30 protein-coding genes and 1 other RNA gene are annotated in these 25406 nt (G+C 41.5%); 8 read left to right on the top strand and 23 right to left on the bottom strand.

Translation table 11 applies throughout. The features are described 5' to 3' along the window. Positions 1-91 precede the first annotated feature (91 nt). The 11 genes from HNR43_RS11090 to HNR43_RS11040 form a co-directional block, all read right to left on the bottom strand. On the bottom strand, positions 92-1834 hold the full coding sequence (locus HNR43_RS11090) for a methyl-accepting chemotaxis protein (RefSeq protein WP_183243890.1): 1743 nt from the start codon (positions 1832-1834) through the stop codon (positions 92-94). Positions 1835-1973: 139 nt separating this feature from the next. After that, complete coding sequence (locus HNR43_RS11085) at positions 1974-3266, bottom strand: O-acetylhomoserine aminocarboxypropyltransferase/cysteine synthase family protein (RefSeq protein WP_183243888.1); 1293 nt, start codon at positions 3264-3266, stop codon at positions 1974-1976. A gap of 64 nt (positions 3267-3330) precedes the next feature. Continuing rightward, on the bottom strand, positions 3331-3630 hold the full coding sequence (locus tag HNR43_RS11080) for a sterol-binding protein (protein ID WP_183243886.1): 300 nt from the start codon (positions 3628-3630) through the stop codon (positions 3331-3333). A gap of 129 nt (positions 3631-3759) precedes the next feature. Further along, positions 3760-4029 (bottom strand): thioredoxin domain-containing protein, encoded by a 270-nt coding sequence (locus tag HNR43_RS11075; RefSeq protein ID WP_183243884.1) that lies wholly within the window; start codon positions 4027-4029, stop codon positions 3760-3762. A gap of 8 nt (positions 4030-4037) precedes the next feature. Continuing rightward, a complete protein-coding gene (locus HNR43_RS11070) occupies positions 4038-4385 on the bottom strand; it encodes a toprim domain-containing protein (RefSeq protein WP_183243882.1) in 348 nt (115 codons plus the stop codon). 97 nt (positions 4386-4482) lie between these two features. Next, on the bottom strand, positions 4483-4731 hold the full coding sequence (locus HNR43_RS11065; RefSeq protein ID WP_183243880.1) for a DUF2553 family protein: 249 nt from the start codon (positions 4729-4731) through the stop codon (positions 4483-4485). Between the two features lie 33 nt (positions 4732-4764). Further along, entirely contained in the window at positions 4765-5148 is a 384-nt protein-coding gene (gcvH, locus tag HNR43_RS11060; protein WP_006322727.1) for a glycine cleavage system protein GcvH, read from the bottom strand. A 57-nt stretch (positions 5149-5205) separates the two neighbouring features. Beyond that, positions 5206-5565 carry an arsenate reductase family protein gene (locus tag HNR43_RS11055; protein ID WP_183243878.1) on the bottom strand — a complete coding sequence of 120 codons (360 nt, stop codon included), beginning with the start codon at positions 5563-5565 and terminating at the stop codon, positions 5206-5208. A gap of 68 nt (positions 5566-5633) precedes the next feature. Next, positions 5634-7415, bottom strand: coding sequence for an acyl-CoA dehydrogenase family protein (locus HNR43_RS11050; protein WP_281380401.1), 1782 nt, complete (start codon positions 7413-7415; stop codon positions 5634-5636). Between the two features lie 15 nt (positions 7416-7430). Beyond that, a complete protein-coding gene (locus tag HNR43_RS11045; RefSeq protein ID WP_183243874.1) occupies positions 7431-8603 on the bottom strand; it encodes an acetyl-CoA C-acetyltransferase in 1173 nt (390 codons plus the stop codon). Positions 8604-8615: 12 nt separating this feature from the next. Beyond that, positions 8616-10994, bottom strand: a complete 2379-nt coding sequence (locus HNR43_RS11040) for a 3-hydroxyacyl-CoA dehydrogenase/enoyl-CoA hydratase family protein (protein ID WP_183243872.1) — start codon at positions 10992-10994, stop codon at positions 8616-8618. 148 nt (positions 10995-11142) lie between these two features. Between HNR43_RS11040 and HNR43_RS11035 the strand changes: the two genes are divergently transcribed. After that, entirely contained in the window at positions 11143-11289 is a 147-nt protein-coding gene (locus HNR43_RS11035; RefSeq protein WP_009362277.1) for a YuzL family protein, read from the top strand. A gap of 18 nt (positions 11290-11307) precedes the next feature. Here HNR43_RS11035 and HNR43_RS11030 read toward each other — a convergent pair whose 3' ends face one another. Further along, a complete protein-coding gene (locus HNR43_RS11030) occupies positions 11308-12225 on the bottom strand; it encodes a proline dehydrogenase family protein (RefSeq protein ID WP_183243870.1) in 918 nt (305 codons plus the stop codon). Between the two features lie 164 nt (positions 12226-12389). On the opposite strand from HNR43_RS11030, the gene HNR43_RS11025 reads away from it, so the two are divergent. From HNR43_RS11025 to HNR43_RS11010, 4 genes are all read left to right on the top strand, one after another. Further along, the gene (locus HNR43_RS11025) at positions 12390-12641 is read left to right on the top strand and encodes a hypothetical protein (protein ID WP_032101147.1); all 252 of its coding nucleotides are present in this window, start codon (positions 12390-12392) and stop codon (positions 12639-12641) included. A gap of 12 nt (positions 12642-12653) precedes the next feature. Further along, entirely contained in the window at positions 12654-12977 is a 324-nt protein-coding gene (locus HNR43_RS11020) for a spore coat protein (protein ID WP_055441481.1), read from the top strand. Positions 12978-13051: 74 nt separating this feature from the next. Next, positions 13052-14203 (top strand): HD-GYP domain-containing protein, encoded by a 1152-nt coding sequence (locus HNR43_RS11015; RefSeq protein ID WP_183243868.1) that lies wholly within the window; start codon positions 13052-13054, stop codon positions 14201-14203. Positions 14204-14277: 74 nt separating this feature from the next. Beyond that, positions 14278-14448: a hypothetical protein gene (locus tag HNR43_RS11010; RefSeq protein WP_003398351.1), complete on the top strand. Its 171-nt coding sequence runs from the start codon at positions 14278-14280 to the stop codon at positions 14446-14448. A 40-nt stretch (positions 14449-14488) separates the two neighbouring features. Here HNR43_RS11010 and HNR43_RS11005 read toward each other — a convergent pair whose 3' ends face one another. The 11 genes from HNR43_RS11005 to secG all read right to left on the bottom strand — a co-directional run bounded on the left by HNR43_RS11005 (position 14489) and on the right by secG (position 23366). Beyond that, positions 14489-14800, bottom strand: a complete 312-nt coding sequence (locus HNR43_RS11005; RefSeq protein WP_183243866.1) for an antibiotic biosynthesis monooxygenase — start codon at positions 14798-14800, stop codon at positions 14489-14491. A 21-nt stretch (positions 14801-14821) separates the two neighbouring features. Next, positions 14822-15874, bottom strand: a complete 1053-nt coding sequence (locus HNR43_RS11000) for a Surface layer protein (protein WP_183243864.1) — start codon at positions 15872-15874, stop codon at positions 14822-14824. Beyond that, positions 15871-16122 (bottom strand): hypothetical protein, encoded by a 252-nt coding sequence (locus HNR43_RS10995; RefSeq protein WP_183243862.1) that lies wholly within the window; start codon positions 16120-16122, stop codon positions 15871-15873. Before HNR43_RS10995 ends, HNR43_RS11000 begins: the two co-directional genes overlap by 4 nt. Continuing rightward, positions 16110-16907 carry an ABC transporter ATP-binding protein gene (locus tag HNR43_RS10990; protein WP_221248284.1) on the bottom strand — a complete coding sequence of 266 codons (798 nt, stop codon included), beginning with the start codon at positions 16905-16907 and terminating at the stop codon, positions 16110-16112. Before HNR43_RS10990 ends, HNR43_RS10995 begins: the two co-directional genes overlap by 13 nt. Then, the gene (locus HNR43_RS10985; RefSeq protein WP_183244002.1) at positions 16888-17922 is read right to left on the bottom strand and encodes a FecCD family ABC transporter permease; all 1035 of its coding nucleotides are present in this window, start codon (positions 17920-17922) and stop codon (positions 16888-16890) included. The genes HNR43_RS10990 and HNR43_RS10985 overlap by 20 nt, the downstream gene beginning before the upstream one ends. Before the next feature lie 15 nt (positions 17923-17937). After that, positions 17938-18870, bottom strand: coding sequence for an ABC transporter substrate-binding protein (locus HNR43_RS10980; RefSeq protein WP_183243858.1), 933 nt, complete (start codon positions 18868-18870; stop codon positions 17938-17940). Positions 18871-19053: 183 nt separating this feature from the next. Further along, positions 19054-19406: a transfer-messenger RNA gene (gene ssrA, locus HNR43_RS10975) on the bottom strand. A gap of 95 nt (positions 19407-19501) precedes the next feature. Further along, positions 19502-19966 carry an SsrA-binding protein SmpB gene (gene smpB, locus HNR43_RS10970; RefSeq protein WP_003399367.1) on the bottom strand — a complete coding sequence of 155 codons (465 nt, stop codon included), beginning with the start codon at positions 19964-19966 and terminating at the stop codon, positions 19502-19504. 78 nt (positions 19967-20044) lie between these two features. Continuing rightward, positions 20045-22321: a ribonuclease R gene (rnr, locus tag HNR43_RS10965; protein WP_183243856.1), complete on the bottom strand. Its 2277-nt coding sequence runs from the start codon at positions 22319-22321 to the stop codon at positions 20045-20047. 20 nt (positions 22322-22341) lie between these two features. Then, positions 22342-23079, bottom strand: coding sequence for an alpha/beta fold hydrolase (locus HNR43_RS10960; RefSeq protein ID WP_183243854.1), 738 nt, complete (start codon positions 23077-23079; stop codon positions 22342-22344). Positions 23080-23132: 53 nt separating this feature from the next. Continuing rightward, positions 23133-23366 (bottom strand): preprotein translocase subunit SecG, encoded by a 234-nt coding sequence (gene secG / locus HNR43_RS10955; RefSeq protein ID WP_004892478.1) that lies wholly within the window; start codon positions 23364-23366, stop codon positions 23133-23135. 250 nt (positions 23367-23616) lie between these two features. On the opposite strand from secG, the gene HNR43_RS14195 reads away from it, so the two are divergent. The 3 genes from HNR43_RS14195 to HNR43_RS10945 are packed head-to-tail and all read left to right on the top strand — an operon-like array spanning position 23617 to position 25337. Then, positions 23617-24747 carry a lipocalin/fatty-acid binding family protein gene (locus HNR43_RS14195; protein WP_246346310.1) on the top strand — a complete coding sequence of 377 codons (1131 nt, stop codon included), beginning with the start codon at positions 23617-23619 and terminating at the stop codon, positions 24745-24747. Positions 24748-24754: 7 nt separating this feature from the next. Next, complete coding sequence (locus tag HNR43_RS14190) at positions 24755-24946, top strand: polymorphic toxin type 8 domain-containing protein (RefSeq protein ID WP_246346309.1); 192 nt, start codon at positions 24755-24757, stop codon at positions 24944-24946. Beyond that, positions 24855-25337 (top strand): DUF2750 domain-containing protein, encoded by a 483-nt coding sequence (locus HNR43_RS10945; protein ID WP_343055770.1) that lies wholly within the window; start codon positions 24855-24857, stop codon positions 25335-25337. The genes HNR43_RS14190 and HNR43_RS10945 overlap by 92 nt, the downstream gene beginning before the upstream one ends. Positions 25338-25406: the final 69 nt, after the last annotated feature.

Below are 25406 nucleotides of genomic sequence, written 5' to 3'. Positions count from 1 at the left end.
AGGACATTTTTAAACTACGAAAGTGAGTATATCATCAAAAGAAGGACGGTGTCAATAAAAAATCGCGCAAAAAAATTGGAATATGTTTCACTTAACGCTCTTGGTTTCGACTCCGACGTAAATGTTGAACCATTTCTTGAAGTTTGTCTGATAAATGATGCAACTCTTCTGAAGCAGCGCTTAATTGTTGAGTGAAAGCTGCTTGTTGATGCATTTCGTCTGCCAATGTCAACATTGAACTTGCTGTTCGTTGCGCAATCGCATGAACAGCGTGAGAAGCGTCGACTACTTGCTCACTGCTTGAACTTAACTCTTCTGTCGCAGCCGAAATCGATTCAATTTGATTAGAGACGCGTGCCACCTCTTGAATAATCTCATAAAATGAAGCCCCTGTTTCCGCTAAAACGTTCGTTCCAGACTGAATTTCTTGCGTGCTTTCATTCATAGCTTCCACAGCCCGTTGCATTTTTATTAAAATATCTTCGATCAACCCGGCAATCATATTTGCCGCTCCGCTCGATTGTTCAGCAAGTTTGCGAACTTCTTCCGAAACGACAGCAAACCCTTTGCCGTGCTCTCCTGCTCTCGCTGCCTCGATCGCTGCATTTAACGCTAATAAATTTGTTTGCGCCGCAATTTGTGAAATAAGCTCGACAATTTGGTGAATTTCTTTCGATTTCCCCTCAAGTTCTTGCACAACTTGCATCGATATTTGCTGTTTTTCCGAAATTTTCTTCATTTGTTGCGTAGAATTTTCCATTTTCTCTTTTCCCGATTTTGACAGATGACCGATATGCTGCGATGCGTGCACTGTCTCATCTAAAGACGAAGCAATGGATTGAAGAGCTCGAGACATTTCCTCAACCGTTGAACTAATCCGTTCAATATGCGCTTGCTGTTGAACCGTTTCATCAGAAGTACGCCTGATATGTTCCGACACATGTTCGACACGTTCAGCCGCTTCTTGTGTATGTTTCGACATTTGCTTTGCGGATTCGTTTAAATCATGAGATGTACTCGTCACTCCATCGATCACCGTCCGCAACTCACGCACGGTGTAGTCAAAGGCGCTCGCCAATTCTCCAATTTCATCGGACCGATTCATTTCAAACGTCACATCAAAATTACCTTCACGCAATCGGTAAACACTTTTTGTTAACTTCTTCAATGGTCGAACAAGATATAATGTTAAAAGAGATACAACGATTATAACAATAATTAACATGACAATCGTCAAAATGAGCGTCTTTTGCTCATTTTTTTGCATTAGCTTGTAAATACCTGTCGCATCAAAGTCTGCTCCTAATACTCCGATGAGCTCCCCAGACTGATCAATAAGGGGAACATAGGCGGATACGATCGCACCGTATGTTTCTGAATAGCTCAACTCTCCTACTTGTGTCTTTTTCGTTTCAAAAGCTCGAATTAACATCGGAAACTTGTTTATTTCTCCCTCTACTTGCCCAAGATCAGAAAAGTTGTCCCCTTCCGAGCCATCTACAACATAATAATAATCATATCCATCGCCTACAGCTCTCCGATTCATTGTATACAAATACTTTAAGTTGTTCATCTTCCTTATATCACTTAAAGTTGTGCGCAATTCATGATAGTAGTCATTTTTTTTCATTTCGATACTTATCATCTTATATTGATCGATATTTACAAGACGAGCAGCTTGCTCAGCGATATGTTTCGCTTGCGTTCCGACTGACTGAACGACAAACTGATCGGCTGAGCGGTAAATGACAAAACTCATTAAAAGACCACACACTAAAAAAATGAGCGAAAAACTGACAACAATCTTCGTTTGTAAACTTTTAAATTTAATCAACAAAATCCCTCCAGATGTTAAACATAGACAGTTCATATTTTATGACAGAATTCTTCAAATGTAATTAAAAAATTTCATATTTTCATACGAACAAAGCAAAAGAGGCGCTAGACGAATTTGTTCGTCTAACACCTCTTTTTTACACCCGCGAATACATCGACCGCACACCTGTCGCTGCTGCAATCGCTTGTTCTAAGTCTTCAATTAAATCCTCTACATGTTCAATACCAACAGACAAACGAATCATATCTTCCGTCACACCAGACGCTTGTAAATCTTCTCCGCTTAGTTGTTGATGCGTCGTGCTTGCTGGATGGATGATTAAACTTTTTGCATCGCCGACGTTCGCCACATGCGACCAAAGTTTGACGTTGTTAATTAATGTCGCTCCTGCTTCACGACCGCCTTGAATGCCAAAGACGACGACTGCACCTGCCCCTTTTGGCATATATTTTTTCGCTAACTCTTTTGCTGGGTGATTGTCATGTTCAGGGTACAACACCCAATTGACTGCTGGATGGTTGTTTAAATACTCAACAATTTTTCTCGTGTTGGCAATATGTTCTTTCATGCGTACGTGTAACGTTTCAAGCCCTAAATTAAACTGGAATGCGTTGAATGGGCTCATCGCTGGTCCTAAATCGCGCAATAGTTGCACGCGTGCTTTCACGATATACGCCGCTGCACCAATGTGTGCGTATACGAGATTATGGTAGCTTGGATCTGGTATCGTAAACGATGGAAACTTTGGCGAATTCCAATCAAAATTTCCGCCGTCGACAATGATGCCACCTAGCGTCGTTCCGTTGCCAAGTAGCCATTTCGTCGCTGAATGAATAACGATATTTGCTCCGTGTTCAATCGGACGGCAAAGATAAGGCGTCGCAAACGTATTATCAATAATGAGCGGAATGCCTGCTTCGCGAGCAACCTCCGCAACCGCTTCAATATCTAACACGTGCAAGCTCGGATTGCCGATCGTTTCGGCAAAAATGGCTTTCGTTTTCGGCGTAATCGCAGCGCGGAAATTTTCTGGATCGGTCGGATCGACAAAATGCGTCGTGATTCCGTATTTCGGCAACGTATTGGCGAACAAATTGTACGTTCCTCCATATAACGTCGAAGCAGAAACGATGTCATCTCCGGCTTGAGCGACGTTTAAAATCGCCATCGTAATTGCTGCCATTCCACTCGCCACCGCTAAAGCTCCTACACCGCCTTCAAGTTTAGCCACTCGTTCTTCAAACACAGTGACTGTCGGATTATGAATGCGTGTATAAATGTACCCCGATTCTTTTAATGCAAATAAATTCGCCGCGTGCTCTGTATGATCAAATAAATAAGCATTGGACTGATAAATCGGCACCGCACGCGCTTTCGTTACTGGATCGGTTTGCAATCCACCATGAACAGCAATCGTTTCAAATTTCATCGTTTCTCCCCCTGCACGAATAATTGTTGAATATTTTGAATTTTAACACGATAAAAATAGCTCGTCAATGAACAAGGTCGTACGGTTTAGCAAGAAAAAAGATCGACTCTAATAATAAAATGTGACGAAACGATGCTGTGATAGATAATTCGTTTAACCGAAGCTGTTGTTGGAGTTTTAACGAACCTTTTAATAATGACATGATCGCTTGTGCTGAACCACGAATCGTAATCATTCGCTCCGCATGTACTTCTTCAATACGACGAATCCCTTCTTTCGATACGCACAATAATACTTTCTTGCCTTCCCATTGCAATTGAATATATAAACAGTCACTTGGCAAAATCGGTGTTAACATGTTCATTCAACCGCCCCCCATCCCATATTTCTCATATCCATTGTTTCCATATGAGGACGAGTAGTTCCTGCTATAAACGCTCGACAAATGTCTTTCTTCCTCGCCAATTTCCCAAGAAATATGTCGAAAGCTGGCTTATTCAGCCAGCTTTCGCAACGTTTCGTATAAGTATGGAACCGAATGAAAGGCGTATATTTTTTGTACAAGTTCGCCATGTTGAAAAATAAGTAAGCAAGGAACGCTTTCAATGCACCACTCAATCGCCTTGTCCGGCACATAGTTTAAATCTTGACGCTCAAATGTAACGGTTGGCAATAACTGTTCAAGTACATCAACCATTCGACTTGCCACTTGACACGTGCCACATAATGGTGTGTACATATAGACAACTTTCACGGCAATCACACAACTTTCTATAAATATTGTGCGTGTACATCGATGTTTGCACTTAATAATACAACCGCGATGTGATGCTTCGGAGCGGCTGCGACTTCACGGTACATTTTATCAATATATAAATGCTCGGCATGCGGAAACTCTCGACGAAGTTGACGACGCAATTTTTCCCCTGCTTCATCGGAATCAACTAAAATGTACACATCTTTATCGTACAAAGCATCGATTAATTCATCAAGTTTGGCGGTGCCGAGCGTTCCGTTTGTACATATAATTTCAACAGGTTCACTAATGATACTTTCGATTTTTCTTTTATCTGAGCGCCCTTCCACAATAATCACTTTTTCTACATCAACAATCGCCATCGTCATCACCTTGCATATTCATTTATGTATATTATATTCGTGATCGCACACCTTTTCTCCTTTTATCCCATAGAAAAGGACAGCGCCGTCGCTGCCCTTAACACCAACCATCTTCTGTATCACAATCGACATATTTCATATTTGGATTTTCAGTAACTGTCACGCTTTTCAATATGCGCCCATTTTGCTGTTCATATCCATGTTTCAACTTAAACGTATTCGATTCTCGGACGAATTGCCCAACACATTCATTGTCATAAAACAATTGAAAATCACCGTTTTCATTCAATTTACCGATGACGTGTTGTGTAATATCCATTGTTGTTTGTTTTAGCAAAAAAGACACCCCTGTTGTATAGGGTGCCCTGCAAGTTCTTTTTTAGTCTTGGTTAATCATTTGTTCATATTGTTCCGCTGTTAACAAGTTGTCCACTTCACTTAGATCGCTCGGCTCAATGACGATCATCCATGCTTTATCATACGGTGATTCGTTTACATACTCTGGGTTGTCGTTTAACTCTTCATTCACAGCTACTACTTTTCCGCTAATTGGAGCATATAATTCAGACACAGTTTTTACTGATTCCACGCTACCAAATGGCTCGTTTGCTGTGAGTTGTGCCCCGACTTCGGGCAATTCAACGAATACGATATCGCCGAGCTCTGACTGAGCAAAATCCGTAATCCCAATGCGAACCGTATTTCCTTCGACACGCACCCATTCATGTTCCTGTGAATAACGTAGCTCTTTTGGAATGCTCATCGTTTTCCCTCCAACATATCATCTTCTTCTTCATCATACACGATTTTTCATATGATTTCACGATAATTTAAACATTTCGTGATATTTTTGTTCGTCAAATCCGACAATGACTTGTTCTCCATTTGTAATGATTGGGCGCTTCATTAACATCCCGTCTGATGATAACAATTGCAACATTTCTTCTTCTGTCATCGTCTGTAATTTGTCTTTTAACCCAAGTTCACGATACTTCATACCGCTCGTATTAAAAAATTTTTTTAAATCAAGCCCACTTTTTTCATATAGCGTCCGTAACTGCTCTTTTGACGGAGGTTGTTCAACAATATGTATAGCTTGTACCGAAATGTTGTTTTCATCTAACCATTTTTTTGCTTTGCGACATGTGCCGCATTTTGGATACCAATAAAATATTACCATTTTCTCACCTCATCTATGATACGATAACAAAGCGAAAGTACCAGACGATGCGTCTGGTACTTCCATTATTACACAACATACCGTTCAGCTTCAATTAATGCTTGCGCTGCTTCGCGTTTTTTCGCAATGATGTTAATTGGCGTGTGACGCGTTAATTTGCGCAATGCCGACAACATCATGCGCAACATGTCACCATGTTCAACAGCGACAATCGTTTCTTTTGCATGTGCTTCAATTTCATTAAAGGCTTCTTGGCAGAAAATTTGTGTGTACAATACTTTTTGTTTATTTTTCTCAACACCCGATTGGGCAATTGCTTTTTCTGTACGCAAAAGCGCAGATTCCATCGCATATACGTTGCTGACAATGTCGGCAATATTGACGAGAACTTCTTGTTCTTTTTCAAGTTTCGGACCGAACTTTTGAGCAGCTAGCCCTGCAACCATTAAAGCGATTTTTTTCGCATGGCGCACAAGATATTTTTCTTGTTCAAGCACGCCATCGCCAACTTCTTCAGGCATGAGCATCATGAGCTCTTCTTGTAGCTGTTGCGCTTTTTGTAAAAGCGGTAGCTCGCCTTTCATCGCCTTGCGTAAATACATACCTGGTACGAGAAGGCGGTTAATTTCGTTCGTTCCTTCAAAAATGCGGTTAATACGTGAATCGCGATACATGCGTTCAATTTCGTATTCTTGCATGAAACCATAACCACCGTGAATTTGTACCCCTTCATCCACGATATAGTCTAACATTTCCGTAGCAAATACTTTATTTAATGAACATTCAATCGCATATTCCGCAATCGCTTTTGCTGTTTCTTTTCCGTCTTTTGCTTGCTCATCCGTTAGCTGTCCCATGCGCGCTTCAAACAACCCGACTGTACGGTAGACGGAGCTTTCTGCCGCATACAATTTCGATGCCATCGTCGCTAATTTTTCTTGTGTTAATGTAAATTTCGAAATTGGTGTTTTAAATTGTTGGCGTTGATTTGCGTATTGAATCGTCACCTCAAGGGCACGCTTTGCCCCGCCAACGGCACCGACACCAAGTTTATAGCGACCGATGTTTAAAATGTTAAAGGCGATGATATGCCCTTTGCCGATTTCACCAAGCAAGTTTTCTTTCGGAACGAGCGCATCTTGTAAAATTAATGTGCGTGTCGATGAGCTTTTGATGCCCATTTTCTTTTCTTCTGCTCCTGTCGACACTCCTGGGAAGTCGCGCTCAACAATAAATGCGGAGAAATGCTCACCGTCTACTTTCGCATAGACGACGAATACATCAGCAAACCCAGCGTTCGTAATCCATTGTTTTTCTCCGTTTAAAATGTAATGTGTCCCTTCCGCATTTAATTTTGCAGTCGTTTTTGCACCGAGTGCATCCGAACCAGAGCCTGGTTCTGTTAACGCATAAGCAGCAATTTTCTCACCTGTCGCAAGCGCTGGCAAATATTTTTGCTTTTGCTCTTCTGTTCCGAACAAGACGATTGGAAGCGAACCGATTCCAACGTGCGCGCCGTGTGAAATCGAGAAACCGCCTGCGCGCGCCATTTTTTCAGCAATTAATGCGGAGCTAATTTTATCTAAACTTAATCCGCCGTATTCTTCCGGCACATCTGCGCCAAGCAATCCGAGTTCGCCTGCTTGCTTTAAAAGAGCTACCGAGCGATCAAACTCATGGTTTTCTAAATGTTCTAGTTGTGGCAACACTTCATTAACGACGAATTCTTCTGTCGTTTTGGCAATCATTTTTTGTTCGTCTGTAAAATCTTCTGGTGTAAACACTTGAGTTGGTGACACATCTTCAATTAAAAAGCTACCACCTTGTGCGATTTGTAACGCTTTTTCCATCATTTTTTCCCCCTCTTATAATAATTCAAATACGCCAGCAGCACCCATACCGCCGCCAATGCACATCGTGACAATGCCAAATTGTTCGTTGCGACGACGCATTTCATGTAAAAGCGTCAACGTTAATTTCGCTCCTGTACAACCGAGCGGGTGACCGAGGGCAATAGCCCCTCCGTTCACGTTTACCTTTTCTTCATCTAATCCGAGTTCGCGAATGACTTGAATCGCTTGTGATGCGAACGCTTCATTTAACTCAATTAAACCGATATCAGAAAGCTCAAGTCCCGCAAGCTCAAGTGCTTTTGGAATGGCTGCAATCGGACCGATACCCATCACTTCAGGTGGAACACCTGCAACAGCAAACGAGCGGAATTTACCAAGCGGTTGTAGACCAAGTGCTTTCGCCTTTTCATGATCCATCACCATCACCGCTGCTGCTCCGTCACTCGTTTGCGATGCGTTTCCTGCTGTTACTGTTCCGTTTACCGAAAATGCAGGACGCAACTTCGCAAGCGTCTCCATATTTGTATCTGGGCGAACCCCTTCATCTTGACTAAACGTCACCTTTTTCTCTACCAATTTATTATTTTCAATATGCCGAACAGTCACATCGACTGGTACAATTTCATCGACAAATTTTCCTTCTGCAATCGCTTTGGCTGCTCTTTGATGGCTGCGAACAGCAAACGCATCTTGCTCTTCACGCGTCACCCCGTATTTCATCGCTACTTGCTCAGCTGTATGCCCCATCGACATGTAATATTCTGGCGCATTTTCTGCCAGCTTCACATTCGGACGTACAACATGCCCCATCATCGGAACCATGCTCATCGACTCCACGCCACCAGCGATAACCGTATCTGCATGACCAAGCATAATTCGCTCTGCCGCATAAGCGATCGCTTGTAATCCTGATGAACAATAACGGTTAATTGTAATCGCTGGCACCGTATACGGTAACCCAGCAAGTGCACCAATGTTGCGCGCAATATTTAACCCTTGTTCTGCCTCTGGCATAGCACAACCGATAATGAGGTCGTCAATGTTTCCTTCATAGTTTCCTGCTCGTTTCAACGTTTCTTTAACAACGATCGCCCCTAAATCATCTGGGCGGACGTTCGCTAACGTCCCTTTTTTCGCTTTGCCGACAGGCGTGCGCGCCCCGGCAACGATGACCGCTTCTTTCACGTCAATCCCCCCTTAGTTTCTTAACGGTTTTCCTTTGAGAAGCATATGTTGCATGCGCGCTTGCGTTTTCGGCTCACCGACAAGACTTAAAAATGCTTCGCGCTCTAAATCAAGCAAATATTGTTCGTCCACTTCTGTTCCGTACGGTACGCTTCCACCAGCAATGACGTAAGCAAGTTTTTTCGCGATTTTTAAATCATGCTCCGAAATGTAACCGGAATGATACATTCCTTGCGCACCAAGCAATAACGTCGCATAGCCTGTTTCTCCGACAACCGGAATTTTTTTGCGCACCGGCGGTTTGTATCCGCTCTCATATAACGCTAACACCGCTTGTTTTGCGTCATAAATGAGATGATCGCTATTGATGGAAACACCATCTTGGGCATTTAAGAAATTCAATTCGCGCGCTTCTGCTGCCGATGTCGATACTTTCGCCATCGCAATCGTTTCAAACACTTTATTTGCAACCTTTTGCAAATCAAATTCCACACCGTTTGGCATGCCGTTTAAATATTTAATGTATAGCTCTTTATTTCCACCGCCACCTGGGATGAGACCGACACCGACTTCAACGAGCCCCATGTACGTTTCTGCAGCTGCTTGAATGCGTGAAGTCGGCAAGCAAATTTCTGTTCCACCACCAAGCGTCATTGCAAACGGTGCGGCGACGACCGGTTTTGAGCTATATTTTATATTCATCATCGCTTGTTGGAATTGACGAACGACCATTTCAATTTCAAAATAGTTATCGTCTTGTGCTTCCATTAAGATCATCGCAAGGTTCGCACCGACGCAGAAGTTTTTCCCTTGATTTCCGATGACAAGCCCTTTATAGTTCCGATCGACTTCTTCTAATGCATAGTTAATCATTTGGATAATGTCCAAACCAATGGCGTTGTTTGGAGAATGAAATTCAAGTAATGCCACATCATCGCCAAGGTCAATTAAGCTTGCGCCGCTATTTTTCTTAATAACCCCTTTTTGCTCTTTTAAGCGCTGAATGTGAATGACTTTTTCGTTTTCTTCAACCGGCTTGTATTGCCCGCGATCGTAATACGATACATAACCATGTTCACGCTTATAAAATGTTTCGTGTCCGCTTGCTAGCATCTCTTCGACCCACGATGGTACTTGGCGACCTTCCGCCTTCATTTTTTCAATAGACTGTTTTACGCCAATTGCATCCCACGTTTCAAAAGGCCCAAGCTCCCAACCGAAGCCCCATTTCATTGCGCGGTCAATCGCTACGATGTCATCTGCGATTTCTCCAAGCAGCTCGGCAGAATATAATAACGTTGGACTTAAAATGTTCCAAAGTAATTGCCCCGCCCGGTCATTCGCATATACAAGCGCTTTCAATTTATTCGCTGTTCCTTTTGCTTGTTTGCTCATTTCGACGGACGGTGCCTTTAATTTTTTCGTCGGTTCATACTCAAGCGTTTCGTAATTTAATTCAAAAATGTCTTTTCCTTTTTTATAGAAAAATCCTTGACCTGATTTGCTACCAAGCCACCCTTTTTCCACCATCGTTTTCATAAAAGATGGAACAGCAAATACTTCTTTTTCTTCACCTTCTACTTTTTCAAACACGTTGTTGGCAACGTGAATAAACGTATCTAAACCGACGACATCAAGCGTGCGGAACGTCGCACTTTTCGGACGACCGATTAATGGACCTGTTACAGAGTCAACTTCACCAACGCTATAACCGCCTTTCATCATTTCACGTACCGTCACAAGCAAGCCGTACGTACCGATCCGATTGGCGATAAAGTTTGGCGTATCTTTCGCAAGCACAACGCCTTTACCGAGCACGTTTTCACCAAATTGTTTCATAAACGCCACAACTTCCGGATCAGTATGTTTTGTCGGAATGACTTCTAATAGTTTTAAATAGCGCGGCGGATTAAAAAAGTGCGTGCCTAAGAAGTGCTTTTTAAAATCTTCCGATCGTCCTTCGGCCATCGCTTCGATAGAAATGCCGGACGTGTTTGAACTGACGATACTTCCTTGCTTTCTCACTTCATCCACTTTTTCAAACACGCTTTTTTTCACATCGAGCCGTTCAACAACGACCTCAATGATCCAATCGCATTCCGATAAGCGATGAAAGTCGTCTTCAAAGTTACCGACTTCGATCAATGCTAAGTTTTCTTTCGACATAAGTGGCGCTGGCTTTTGTTTCAATAAGCGTTGAACCGCTTGATTGACGATGCGATTACGTACTTGTTTATGTTCAAGTGTCCACCCTTTTGCTTGTTCTTCGTCTGTCAACTCTTTCGGTACAATATCTAACAGTAATGTCGGAATGCCAACGTTCGCTAAATGCGCCGCAATTCCCGATCCCATGACACCGGAACCGAGAACAGCTGCTTTTTTAATTCGCATGCTCCTTCCCCCTTATCCGAATTGAATGAATGGTCATTCATTTTTCCTTTATCTTAAATATAAATTATATTTCAAATTTTCGCAACAAATAAATGTAGCGAATTTTGTCAATGATTTAGGACATGATACGAAAGGAGGTGAGTTTGCGATGAAAATGAAAAAACACCCGTCTAAAGCAGGTGTGAGTGCTGCAAGTGTGAAAGGAAATGCTGGTCCGACGGTAGAACGTGATGGAGGCGGAAAGAAAACGAGCCAAAACCAACAATACGGAAAAGAAAATATGGGAAATGAATAAAGGTGGGATGTCCCACCTTTATTTTTTGAATATGCCTTTTAACACAAATGCCACGTTGGCTGGACGTTCGGCTAAACGACGCATAAAATAGCCATACCAATCCGTTCCATATGGAACGTAGACGCGCATCGTATAGCCTTCGCGCACTAATTGTTCTTGTCGTTCTGGACGAATGCCATATAACATTTGGAATTCAAATTGATTGTTTGGAATGTTATGTTCTTTCACCAATTGTTTTGTATATTCAATAATCGCATCATCGTGCGTAGCAACCGCTGTATAGTTGCCGTTTAACAAATGCATTTTAATGATTTTTTTAAAGTTTTCATCTACATCTTTTTTGTCTGGAAAAGCGACTTCCGGTGACTCTTTATACGCACCTTTCACAAGACGCAAGTTCGGATGATATGCATTTAAATCTTCAATGTCTTTTTCTGTGCGATACAAATATGCTTGTAGTACCGTCCCTACATTGTCATACTCTTTTTTCAACTGTTTAAAAATATCGATCGTTTTTTGACAACGAGAATAATCTTCCATATCAATCGTAACAAATACGCCATGTATTTTTGCTTCATCTAAAATACGGCGCATATTTTTCATCACAAGCTCATCGGAAATATCTAACCCCATCGATGTCATTTTTAGTGATAACTGTGAATTTAATTGATTTTCGCCAATCGCTCGAATCGCCTCAATCGAATGGTTCGCCATTTCATTGGCCTCTTGTTCATTATCAACAAATTCACCTAAATAATCGATCGTAACCGCTAGTCCTTTACGATTGAGTTCTTTAATGACGTCTACTGCACGTTCAATTGTTTCTCCCGCTACAAAACGCGACGCACCGAAACGAAGACCGTACCGTTTCGCTAATTTTGTTAACGCTTTATTTTTTGACAAAAATAAGAAAAAGTCGCGCATCAATTGCTCCATCGCTGTTTTACCCCCTTTGCAAGCGCATCCACCCGTATTGTAACACGTTTTCAATGACTTGAATATGTTTTTGTCGAATAATCGTATTTTTTGTCTACATACGTATAACTATACAGTACATGGGTAATATACAGTCGAACGTAATTTTATATGGAGGGATGATCGTGCAACAGCAAATGAATACACAACAACATGCGATGATGGCTCAACCGCCTGAAATGATTTCAACAAAAGACGCTCTTTATTTAACGGATGCGCTCTCATGGAATTTACTTGCGATGAAAAAAGCACATTTTTTCGCTTCACAATGTCAAGATCAAGAAATTAAACAAGCGATTGAACGCGTTGGACAAATGCACCAGCGCCATTATCAACAATTGTTACATCAACTACAACCATCAGCGCATATTCAATAAGGAGGACATGACATGAAGGTGCAAAATCCAGAAACACAAATTCCAAAAACGCCACAAATGAACGATCGCGATTTTATTAATGATATGTTATCGACTGAAAAATATATGACAGACAGTTATTGTACATTTTTAAACGAAGCAAGTCATCAACATTTGTATGACGAAATTTTGCATATGTTTACCGAAACACAAAACTGTCAACGTGAATTGTACAACTTAATGTTTAAAAAAGGTTGGTATGCTCTTGAACAAGCAGACCAGCAAAAATTACAACAATCATATCAACAATTTCAAGGATATGCGAGCCAATTCCCATACAACAATATGATGCAATGAGAAAAGCCGGCTGCTTATGCAGTCGGTTTTTTTGTATAATGAGAACAAATGCTATTGAAATGGGGGAGGTTCATATGTTCCAACGAAAACAAACTTACGAGCTCGTTCCAGGGGATATTCTTCTACATCCTTTATATCGTCCCGACGGATTATTATTCGTACAAAAACATAAAAAGTTAAGCGAATCGGTTATTCAACATATAAAAAAACACTATCCTCACTATTTTCCATTTCTCGTCGTTTCATCTGAGCCACAGCTGAACGAATTTATGCTTGCTGGCGAACATTCGAGTCGCGCTTTTGTAGAAGCGATGAAACAACTTATTGACGTACATAAACAATTTATTCAAGTTCCAATCACGGCAGCGATGTATGATATAGAGATAGAAGAAGAAACAGATGTACAGCCGATCTTTTTATCCGAATTAAACATCTTCGCTCCTACATGGGGATTGATTGAAAACACATTAGATTCTACTCGTTTACTACGGCGAGCAAAAGGGATTGATGAACGGCTAAATCTTATCATTTCGAAAGATAAAGAAATTTTAAATTTATATGAAAAAATAAAACGATATCACGACGTACTAGCCATCCACAGCATTAACACGACATCCATCGCTTTAATGATCGGTTTAACTTTAGAACTACGTGACGAAGATTTAATCAATCTTTGTCTAGCGACGTTATTTGCAGATATCGGTTTTATCGAAGTGCCGAAAGAACAGTTCGTTGCTTACTTAAATAGCGAAAAAGCAAACAAAGAGCTGCTTCAATTACATCTCAAACGTTCCATCGAGCTTATTTCAACATCAACATATTGCCGGCAGAAGGAAATCATTTACGGCATTCTTGATCATCATGAGCATTTTGATGGCGTCCATTCACCGAACAAAAAATCAGGAGAAGCGATTCATTTATACGGTCGCATTATCGCCATTGCCCAATATTATGATGAACTTGTCGGCGGCTATATTGGTGAAAAAAGTTATACATCATTCGAAGCTTTAGAAGCAGTATGGAACGAACGAGGGAAAAAATTAGACCCGCACATTTTGCGTATTTTTTTAGATAAAACAACTTTATATAAAGTTGGACAACTAATCCAAATCCGTCCGTATGAGTGGGCAACGATCATAGGATTTACAGACTACATTCATACTCCATTACGCCCTATCGTTCAAAAACATGATGGAACAGCGATTGATTTATCACGAAAACGATAAGTCGCCCAACCATTGGACAAACGCCTTGCATATCGTGTTAATGTAATGATGAATTTGCGAGGAGGGAATGCTCAATGTATGGTCGCAGACCGTTTTTCGGCTTTTTCGGTGCACCGTTTTTCGGAGGATTTTTAGGCGGATTACTTGGCAGTGCATTAACGCCTTATCCGTTTTATCCACCACGCCCATATTATTACCCACCGCGTCCGTATCCGTTTTACCCATATGGCGGATGGTATTACTAAACATAAAACGCTAGAGAGTCAATGCTCCCTAGCGTTTTTTTTATGCTTGAAAAGAAAGGGCAACTTCATATGAAAACATTTGGTTTCCAAGCACATAGTCAGGACGGTCTTTTGCTTTTTGCTCATGCGCTTTACGAAATGCCTCACTTTGCGTCCAAGCTTCGAACGATTCTTTGTTCTCCCACGTAGTGCATACACGTACTTCATCATAATCTTCAAGCCCTTGTGTCACATGCAATTCTAAACGAATAAACCCAGATGATTGTTCAATACCTTTTCTTTCTTTAAATCGCTCAACTAATTGTTGAGCATACCCTTTTTTTACACGAATTGCATTTGTAACAACGTACATGTTTCATCTCTCCTTTTTGTTTTATTTTTTTGAAATGATGAAAGGATCAGCAATGACTTTTTTCCCTGCATACTCAATTGCATATACTACAGATTGCTCTTGATCCGTTTGTGAGATCATCGGAACTGCAATCGTAGCCATTGTTCGATCGTCACTTAACGTAATCGTTGATGGCTGAACAACTTGCTCCTCTCCTTTGTTAATTGCCACCGTTACTTTCATATCTGCTGCGCTTAGCGAGGAAACAGGAATATCAAAATATAATGTAAGCGTACCATTCGTTGCTTCCACATAATCAAGTTCAGCTACAGGCGGAGTCATTAAATCGTTGTATACGTCTAATAAGTTGTTGTACTCGCTTGCCAAATCTGCTTGGAACGTATCCGATAACTTTGATAACAATCCTTTCACTGCATCAAGCACTTTTTTCGCTTCAGCGACCTTCCCGTCTTCGAGATATTCATTCACTTTTAATAATTGCTCGTATACTTTCACATCATTTGCATATTTATCATAGAGCGCTTTACTTTTTGAAAATTCCTCTAAAAATAGTTTCCGAACATTCGTTTCGAATACATTGTTATATACGCGAAGCTGACGACTTTGCACGTATACTTGCAACTGTTTATGTGCTACCTGCAACACATCCATATCTTCATCAACAATTGCTTGCTCCAAAGCCGTTCTCATCTTTTTAGATCCTTCAAACACAATAGAAGCATTCAAATACGGGATAACTCGCTTAGCCATATACGTTTTATACGCACTGTCTAACTCACTAATATATTTTTTCTTCTCTTTCCCCGCGGACTTTTGAACAGCTTGTTTCGCTTGTACATATAGCTGATGTGCCTTTTTATACTCAGCTAAAACGGTCGCATGTGGCGGGATGCTCCCTTTTTTTTGAACATATGCTGCATACGTTGTATGGGCTTTTTTCATTTGCGTTTTCGCTTCGTTGACGATTGTTACTACATTCGTTTTCGCTTCTGAAACAATCGGTTGAAAAGAAAGAAGCAAACTAAAAAAGATAAAACCGATGACCGTCATATTTATAAATTTTTTCGTACTCATTGCCCCTCAAGTCTCCCTTCTTCACTTTTATCCACAATTACATGCGTAAAGCGTTCACCGTTTAAATTGACATCAAACGCTTGCCCAAAACTAACAACGTAACGTCCCTCCATCATCACAAAGGGAGCATAACTAATAAACGGCTCACCATGTTCATCTATTGTACTGATCATCATCATTGTTTTACATTGTTTCACAAACTGCACATATCTCTTCCAATGTTTTCTCACCTTTTCTACGTTAAGCATGACATGTGACACGTTTTTCGGATCGGAATAAAAAACGGCTTATCCCCTTCATAGCGAATATCTACGTCAATGCCGAATATATCTTGAAACATTTGTTTGCAAATCACACATTGTGTGCGATCATCATATTGAATCTTACCGTCTTTCATCACAATCATTCGATCGCTATATTGTGCCGCCTGATTAATGTCATGTAAAACCATAACGACTGTCATTCCTAATTGTTCATTTAACATTTGAATGAGCTCCATCACTTCCAACTGGTGCGAAATATCTAAATATGTTGTCGGTTCATCAAGCAATAGCACTTCAGGGCGTTGTGCCAACGCCATTGCAATCCATGCACGTTGGCGCTCCCCACCAGATAAAGAATGTAAAAAGCGATATTCATACGATTGCAAATTTGTCATTTGTAACGCCCAACGAATCACTTTTTCATCTTCGTCGTTTATCGCTTGGAACCACCCCTTATGTGGATTTCTTCCAAACTCAACAAGCTCTCGTACCGTCATGTCTAACTGATGGTTATTCGTTTGCGGCAACATCGCCATTTTTTTAGCGATCGCCTTACGACTTAACGTATGCATTTCACTTCCATCAAGTAAAACGGTCCCGCCGATCGGCTTTAGCACATATGAAAGGAGGCGAAGAAGCGTCGATTTTCCTGAACCGTTTGGCCCAATCAAACTGACAATTTCCCCTTTTTGAATCTCAACATGAACATCTTCGATTAAAAAATGATCTGAATGTTGATATGTGATATGTTTAGCTGAAAGCACGCACATTCCCCCTTTTATGGAGAATATATAAAAAGAATGGTCCACCTAAAAATGAAAGCAATAACCCAACGGGCAATTCAATCGGATCAAACCAACTGCGCGCAATCGTATCAGCAAACACAAGAAACGCTCCGCCCCCTAGTGCTGATAACGGCAACACAAAACGATCATCGCTTCCGACAATAAGTCGAATCATATGCGGCACAACAAGACCAATAAACCCAATCAGTCCAGAAACACTAACAGCAATCCCGGTTAAAAATGTACTAATGACTATTAAAAGAAAACGAGAACGTTCAACATGATGTCCTAAAAGTTTCGCCATTTCATCCCCTAAGTGGAGAATACGAATGTGACGAATAGCGAGAATCGACAAAATCAATCCCGGAATACTGTAAAGTGCTAACAACTTTGCTTGCTCCATCGTCGCCCCTGAAATGACGCCTGCCATCCAAGGAAGAACCGCTTGCACGCGATCGCTATACAGCAACATAATCGCGCTCATTGTTGCACCGATAATGGCGTTAATGGCAACACCGACTAAAATAATTCTTGCAATGGATGAACCACCTTGCCACGCTAAAGCATAAATAAGCATCGCTGTGACAAATCCTCCGATAAACGCTGCAAACGGCAACAAAATGATATATTGCGGCAGTACAATTGTAATAATGACCGCCATTAATGCTGCTCCTGACGATACACCGATAATGCCAGGATCAGCGAGCGGGTTTTTCATTACCCCTTGCATAATCGTTCCAGAAATAGCTAAACACATGCCTACAATTAAGCCAACGATCGTTCTCGGTAATCGTAAGTCCCATACGATCGTATAAAACATCGAATTTTTTTCTCCTGTAAGCCCTTCCCAAACTTCATGCAATTGCAACTTTACACTTCCTGTGATGATCGAATATAAACATACAAATATAATAGAGATGAGAAGAAAAACGAACGTCCATATTCTTCTTTTCGCATAAGGATGCTTTCTTTTCTGTATTTCACTAAGAGATGTTTCCATCATGTGATCCCTCATCTATTGCTTTTTCATTTTCGCTCGCACTTTTAATAACTCTTTATTCATATGATCTAATGCGTCTGTAATTTTTGCCCCAGGGCTTGCGGCAAACAGTTCACTTGGTAAAAAGACGACATTTTTATTTTTCACCGCTTTCAAGTTGCGCCATGAACTTGTTGACATTAACTTAATCATTGCTTTTTTTGTTTCAGCATGGTTTGCATGTGTAATGATGAAAATCACATCTGGATTGCTCGCGATAATACGTTCTGTACTTAAATTAGCGTAACCGGGATAGTCTTTCAGTTGCGAAAAGCTTGCTGCAATATTTTCTCCACCCGCTTTCGCTAATACATCACCGGAAAATGATGTTGGTAAAGCAACGAGCGAACTAGCCCCTGACCCGAATAAAATAACCGCACGTACTTTTGTCTTTGTTTTGCTATATTTTTTTACTTTGCTATCAATCTTCCCTACCAATACTTTTGCCTTTTGTGTTTTATTAAACAACTTTCCTAGCAACGTAATTGTTGATTTTATATCATTGATGGAGCTACCAGAAGTGATAACGACTTTCAATCCCAATGATTCCGCTTTTTGAACATGTCCTAAAAACGATGTTCCTGCAATAACGACATCGGGCTGTAAACTAACGATTTTCTCAAAGTTTGGTTGATGAATGTTTCCTACTTGTGGAACGGATTGCAAGCTCGCATCAACAGGCGTCGCTGAAGTCGGTCTCCCTACTACGTTTACACCGAGCGCCTGGAGCGTATGTAAGTCTCCCGGGCTTAGTACAACGACACGTTCTGGGGCACGATCGAACGTGACTGTTCGCCCTGCTAAATCTTTAATTGTTATGTGTGTTGATGCTTCAGCTGTTTCGCCTGTAAAAGTAAATAGACCGATAAGTAAACATAGCGACAACATATAAGAAAGCCATTTCCTCATTTTTCCTTCCCCTTTCTTCTTTAATGATTATCATTATCATTTACAAATAATATGATAATGATATTGATAATCTTTGTCAATTATTTTTGTATTTTAAAGGTATAAACGATAAAAACACACGCAATTTCTAAATCAAAAATAAAAAACGACCGCGTATGCAGTCGTTTTTATCGTGACTAAATATTATGGAGACGGTGGGAGTCGAACCCACGTCCAGAGATATCGCCACTTAAGCGTCTACGAGCGTAGTCGGTATATTTATGTTTCGCCGCTTCTTCCGCCTACCGACAGGCATTCGAGCAGCTAGTCTGATTCATCTCTTCCCGCATCCTCAGACGGCGGACTTGGGCGTAGCCCACTTGTTATGAACCCCTAGGCCGCCACATGGGCGATGGCGGTAGGAGCTAGCCGCGTTAATTAAGCAGCTAAAGCGTAGTTTTCTTTGCCAGTTATCTTTAGGTGACGTTTTTACGAGGACGATCCCCTCGGCTCGCAGCTTAAGCTCGATCTACCCCTGTCGAATCCGTAACGTCCCCGTAGAGAAACGTACGAGATAGCTTAAGCTTCTACAACTGGCTGACGTATCTTATTATATCACATTTCATCTGTTTTTCAATTGTAACATATTGGATTATTTTTGACGTTCGCGAAAAGCGCGTTCGACTTCACGCTGCGCTTCTTTCTTTTTCATATCTTCCCGTTTGTCGTACTTTTTCTTTCCTTTGCCGACGCCCAATAACAATTTTGCAAAGCCGTCTTTAATGTAAAGCTTTAACGGAACAAGTGTATAGCCTTGTTCTTTCGTATAACCGATCAACTTATTAATTTCGCGGCGATGAAGCAATAGTTTACGCGTCCGCAGCGGATCATGGTTATAACGGTTGCCTTGCTCGTACGGGCTAATATGCATATTATGCAAAAATACTTCCCCTTTTTCCACTTTCGCAAATGAATCTTTTAAGTTCACTTTCCCTGCGCGAATGGACTTAATTTCCGTTCCTTGCAAAACAAGTCCTGCTTCGTACGTTTCTTCAATGAAATAATCGTGATGCGCTTTTTTATTTTGCGCAATGAGCTTACCTTCCCCTTTTGGCATTCATTTCCCTCCCTTCAGACAACGAATATTTTAACAAAAATGAGAAGAAAGGAAAAGCCTCCGTTCTTGAGGCTTTTCTTATCGCTTTTTCTTTTTCTTCTTTTTCATGTTTGGGATGTCTTCGAAAAACTTTTTACTTTTCTTCGTTTTTTTCGTCGGCCATTGTTCTTCTTTTTTCTTTTTCCGCTTTCCTTCAATGACGACTGGCGAGGCTTTTGCTTTTTGATTCCGGCGCCCTTTCATGCCGACAATTTCAAAGTCGACGATGCGCTCCTCTTTATTCACATTAATGACGCGCACCGTAATCTCGTCACCGATGCGGTACACTTTCCCCGTTCGCTCACCAATCATCGCATAATGTTGCTCGTCATAATGATAGTAATCGTCCGTTAAATAGCTAACGTGCACAAGTCCTTCGACTGTATTCGGCAGTTCGACAAACAGTCCAAAGTTTGTCACCGAGCTAATAATGCCGTCAAACTCCATGCCAATTTTATCTTCCATAAACTCTGTCTTTTTCAAGTCATCCGTTTCGCGTTCTGCCTCGACCGCGCGACGCTCCATATTCGACGTATGCTCCGCAATTTCAGGCAGCTTCTCCGCCCATTTTTGCTGCGTTTGTTCATCGATTTGTCCGTTAATTAAGTATGTGCGAATGAGACGGTGCACGATTAAATCTGGGTAGCGGCGAATCGGTGACGTAAAATGCGTATAAAATTCGGTAGATAATCCGTAGTGCCCGAGGCTTTCGGCGTCATAGCGCGCTTGCTTCATCGACCGAAGCATGACGGTTGATACGACCATTTCTTCTGGCTCACCACGTACCGCTTCCAACACTTCTTGCAAGGCGCGCGGATGAATTTGATTGCCCGTTCCTTTAACGACATAACCAAAGTTTGTAATGAACTCTAAAAAGCGTTGCAACTTCTCTGGTTTCGGATCTTCATGCACACGATAAATAAATGGGACATTCATCCAATGGAAATGTTCAGCAATCGTTTCGTTCGCTGCTAGCATAAATTCTTCAATTAGTCGTTCGGCAACGGAACGTTCACGCAAGATGACATCATAAGGCTTCCCATTTTCATCGACAAGCACTTTTGCTTCTTTAAAATCAAAATCAATTGCACCGCGTTTCATGCGTTTATTTCGTAAAATATCCGCTAATTGTGCCATTAACTCAAACATTGGCACAAGCGAAGCATATTTTTCTCGCAGTGCTTCGTCACGATCAACGAGAATGCGGTTTACATCAGAATACGTCATGCGTTCGGCCGTGCGAATGACGCTTTGGAAAATTTCATGGCTCACCACTTCTCCGCGATCGTTAATTTCCATTTCGCACGATAACGTTAACCGATCGACTTTCGGATTGAGCGAGCAAATGCCGTTTGACAAACGATGCGGAATCATCGGAATGACGCGGTCAACTAAATAAACGCTCGTCCCTCGTTCGTACGCTTCGCGGTCAATCGGGGACCCTTCCGTGACGTAATGACTTACGTCCGCAATATGAACGCCAAGCTTATAGTTGCCGTTTGCTAATTTCGTTACAGTCACCGCATCGTCTAAATCTTTTGCGTCTTCACCGTCGATCGTGACAATCATTTCATTGCGCAAATCGCGCCGTCCTTGTAAGTCTTCTTCCGAAATCGTATCCGGAATGCTGTTCGCATGTTCAAGGACGTCTTCTGGGAATTGAAGGGGCAACCCATGTTTATGAATGATCGATAAAATATCGACGCCTGGGTCGTTTTTATGTCCTAAAATTTTAATGACTTCCCCTTCCGCACTAATGCGTCCTTCCGGATACGTCGTTAAGCGGACGACGACTTTATGCCCTTCGACCGCACCGTTTGCCGCATGTTTCGGAATAAAAATGTCGTTGACGATTTTTTTATCGTCTGGAATGACAAAACCGAAATTTTTGCTTTCCGTATATGTTCCTACGACTTCTGTAATACCACGTTCAATAATGCGGACGATCGTTCCTTCTTGGCGCGCCCCCGTTGCTTGTCCGTTCACGCGCACAAGAACGGTGTCGCCATGCATCGCATTTTTCAATTCCGACGGTGGAATAAAAATGTCATCAAGCGTTGGGTCTTCTGGGACGACAAACGCAAACCCCTTCGCATGACCTGTCACTTTGCCGCGAATTAAGTTCATTTTTTCAGGTAGTCCATACCGATTGCTTCTCGTTCGGACGATCAATCCTTCTTCCTCAAGCGCAACGAGCGCTTTCACAAGCTCTTTAAATTCAGCAGCGTCCGTAATATGAAACGCTTCTTCTAACTCTTGTACCGTAAGCGGTTTATACGCTTCATCACGCATAAACGATAATAATTTTTCTCTCATACAATTCCTCCTTTCGAGGATTACCAATCTAATGACTCCAAAAATGCATAAATGTCTTCGTGAAGCTGTTCTTTTTCTTTATCAAGCGTAATGACGTGTCCTGACTCCTCGTACCACTTCATTTGTTTTACTGGAGATTCAACGCCGTTATAAATAATATTTGCACTATCTGGGTTAATCATGTCATCATGACGCGCTTGCACGACAAAAACAGGCGCATAAATGAAGTCTAAATGATCGCGCACTTCGGCAATAAGTTGTTGTAGTGCTTTTAATGTTTTCATCGGCGTTTTTGCAAACTCCGCCATTTCTCGCTCGATTTGCTCCTCGCTTTTTCCTTCTCGCTTTTTATATTCGCGAGCGTATGCTAAAACTCCTTCATACATCGTCTGTTCGCTCTTGATATACATCGGGGCACACATCGGCACGATGCCAACGACAGGAACAGTATAGCCAAGTTTTAACGAAAACACACCGCCAAGCGATAATCCAACAACAGCGATTTTTTCATGGGTTTGTTTTAAATATTCGTAAGCGTTTATCACATCTTGCCACCAGTCTTCTGGGCCGGTATGAACGAGCTCCTCTGGCGGCACGCCATGTCCTTTATAAATGGGCGCATGGCACGTGTATCCTTTTGATTGTAAAAAACGACCAAGCATCCGCACATCGGCAGAATTCCCTGTAAATCCGTGCAATAATAAGACAGCGCGTTCACCAGCTTCAAACGTAAACGGTTGTGGTGCAACAAGTTTCACAGATGATTCCTCCTTTCTCCACGAAAAAAGCGATCCACATCGCTGGACCGCTGTTACAGTTCAAAATAAGTGACAGCTACTGTTAATACGAAAAACAACACCGCAAGCACAACAGTCAGACGGTGTAACACCGCATCAATGCCGCGCGCTTTCTGTTTGCCAAACAATTGCTCGGCACCGCCGGTAATCGCACCAGAAAGCCCTGCACTTCGACCGGATTGTAATAAAACAACCGCAATGATTCCAATACAAACAATTACAAGTAACGTAACAAGAAACGCATGCATACTTTACACCTCCAACGACGCACATCACAATAGTTTTATTTTATCATAACACGATTCATTTGTACAACGGACGAAAAGATACGGGATAAAACTTTATCAAAAATATTAGACAAATCAATATGCTATAAAAGCGGCAGAAAGATTGCAAAATTTGTCGAAAACATCTCGTTCCCCCCATAAATCTCATGTTATAGTAAATATGTGAAAACTGAGATAACTTCGACATATGAGAGATTGAGGAACAAAGAATATGTCTTTTTGGAGGTCATTAAATAAATGGGGACATTCAGTCAGTAAAAAGATCGAACAGACGACGAAACATGTTGCCAACGACTTCAAAAAGGTAGAAAAGACCATACAACAAATAGAAAAGAAAGCGGAATCCGTTTCTAAACAAATCGTAAAAGATACAATTCAAATTAGCCAAAAAGCAAAAGAAGCTTTTCAACAAGCAGAGAAACAAATAGAGAAAGCAGGCAAACACATCACCAATGATGTAAAAAAAGCAGAAAAAGCCGTACATCAAACGATCAACCGTGTAGAAAAGAAAGTGGAGCAAATAACGAAACAAGCGATGAAAGACACGGTACATATTAGCCATAAAGCGCAAACGGCGTTTCGTGAGGCGGAAAAGAAAACAGAACAAATGACAAAACAAATCGTTCATCATGCGAAAAAAACTACATCTGAAACCGTCCATTCTGTTAAACAAACGTTGAAAGATACAGAAAAAGCGATTGAACGCGGTGTTCACCAACTAGAAAAGAAAGCAGGACTTGCTGTTAAACAATCTGCTCATGATATAATGAACATAGGACAACGTGCTGAAAAAACTGTTCTGTCCGTAGCGGAACATACAGAACAATCATGGCATAGTTTTAAGAAACATCCGATCGAAAGCACCAAAGAGTTTGTCACAGGTGCAGGGGATGCAGCGTTATCGGATATGACATTAAACGTGGTACAAAAACACTCAAATGATAGGAAACATCCGACGGCGTACAAAGCAGGACAAGTATTTGGACATGCGGTAGCAACAATCGCAGGCGTGATGGAAACGACAGGCTCCGTTGCCACTGGTGCAGGCGGGATGTTGCTTAACGCCACAGGAGTAGGAGCAGTCATTGGAACGCCTGCCACGGCGGTTGCCGCTGTGGGAGTGGCGCATGGGACAGGACTTGCCACCGCAGGCGGAACAGGCTTGGTGAAAAGTGCAAAAGAATTGTATCAGCAAATGAGCCGAAGTGATGGAATTTCTGGCAGGAAAAGTACGAGAACGGAGAATGTTAACCAACCTGTCGTCAAAAACTCTGGTAGGTCAGGAAAACAAGCAAGACTTAGAGAGATAGCAAATTTCATCAGCATTGCGTGGCGAGATTAAACGTGATATGAATGAAATAGCGGCAGGAAAGAGGAAAAATATAAGAGTGCCCCAAGGGTATGAACTCGCCAATAGGAGGGGCTATGAAGCAAGAAACGGATATGGTTATGAGCACAGCGACTTACAAATTATTAGGAATCATAGAACTCAGCATAAACATGATGGGTATGGAAAAAAGAGAAAAAATAACGGGGAGTGATGGGATGATTAACAAGGAACTTGAGGCTGTTATAAAACTACCTGCTAATAAAAGATATGAGTACTTTATCAAAAAAGTTGTTGACTTCGAAGAGGTTTGGGGGTTGTATCATGACGGTTGGGCAATATCTCAAGACGATACTGGGAAAATGTTAATGCCGTTTTGGCCAAGAAAAGAATTTGCAGAACTTTGTTCCATTGGGGAGTGGTCCGATTATACACCGAAAAGCATAGAACTAGATGAATTTATTAATGACTGGTTGCCTGGCATAAAAGAGGATGGTTATAAATTATCTATATTTTGGAATAATAATGATTCAGCGGTATTAGAAGTGGATACTCTACTTAGAGACTTGGAGACTGAATTATATACATCCAAATTGACATTTTAACCTCTGATTTACGCAGTACACCCGATGCGACGCAACACCTCATCCGGGTGTTGTAGAACGTACTGTTCA

Origin of the sequence: Anoxybacillus mongoliensis (assembly GCF_014201515.1) — a bacterium.
GTDB classification, from domain to species: Bacteria; Bacillota; Bacilli; order Bacillales; family Anoxybacillaceae; genus Anoxybacillus; species Anoxybacillus mongoliensis.
Note: the sequence above shows the minus strand (reverse complement) of the source record. Positions and strands in the feature narration are given on the sequence as shown.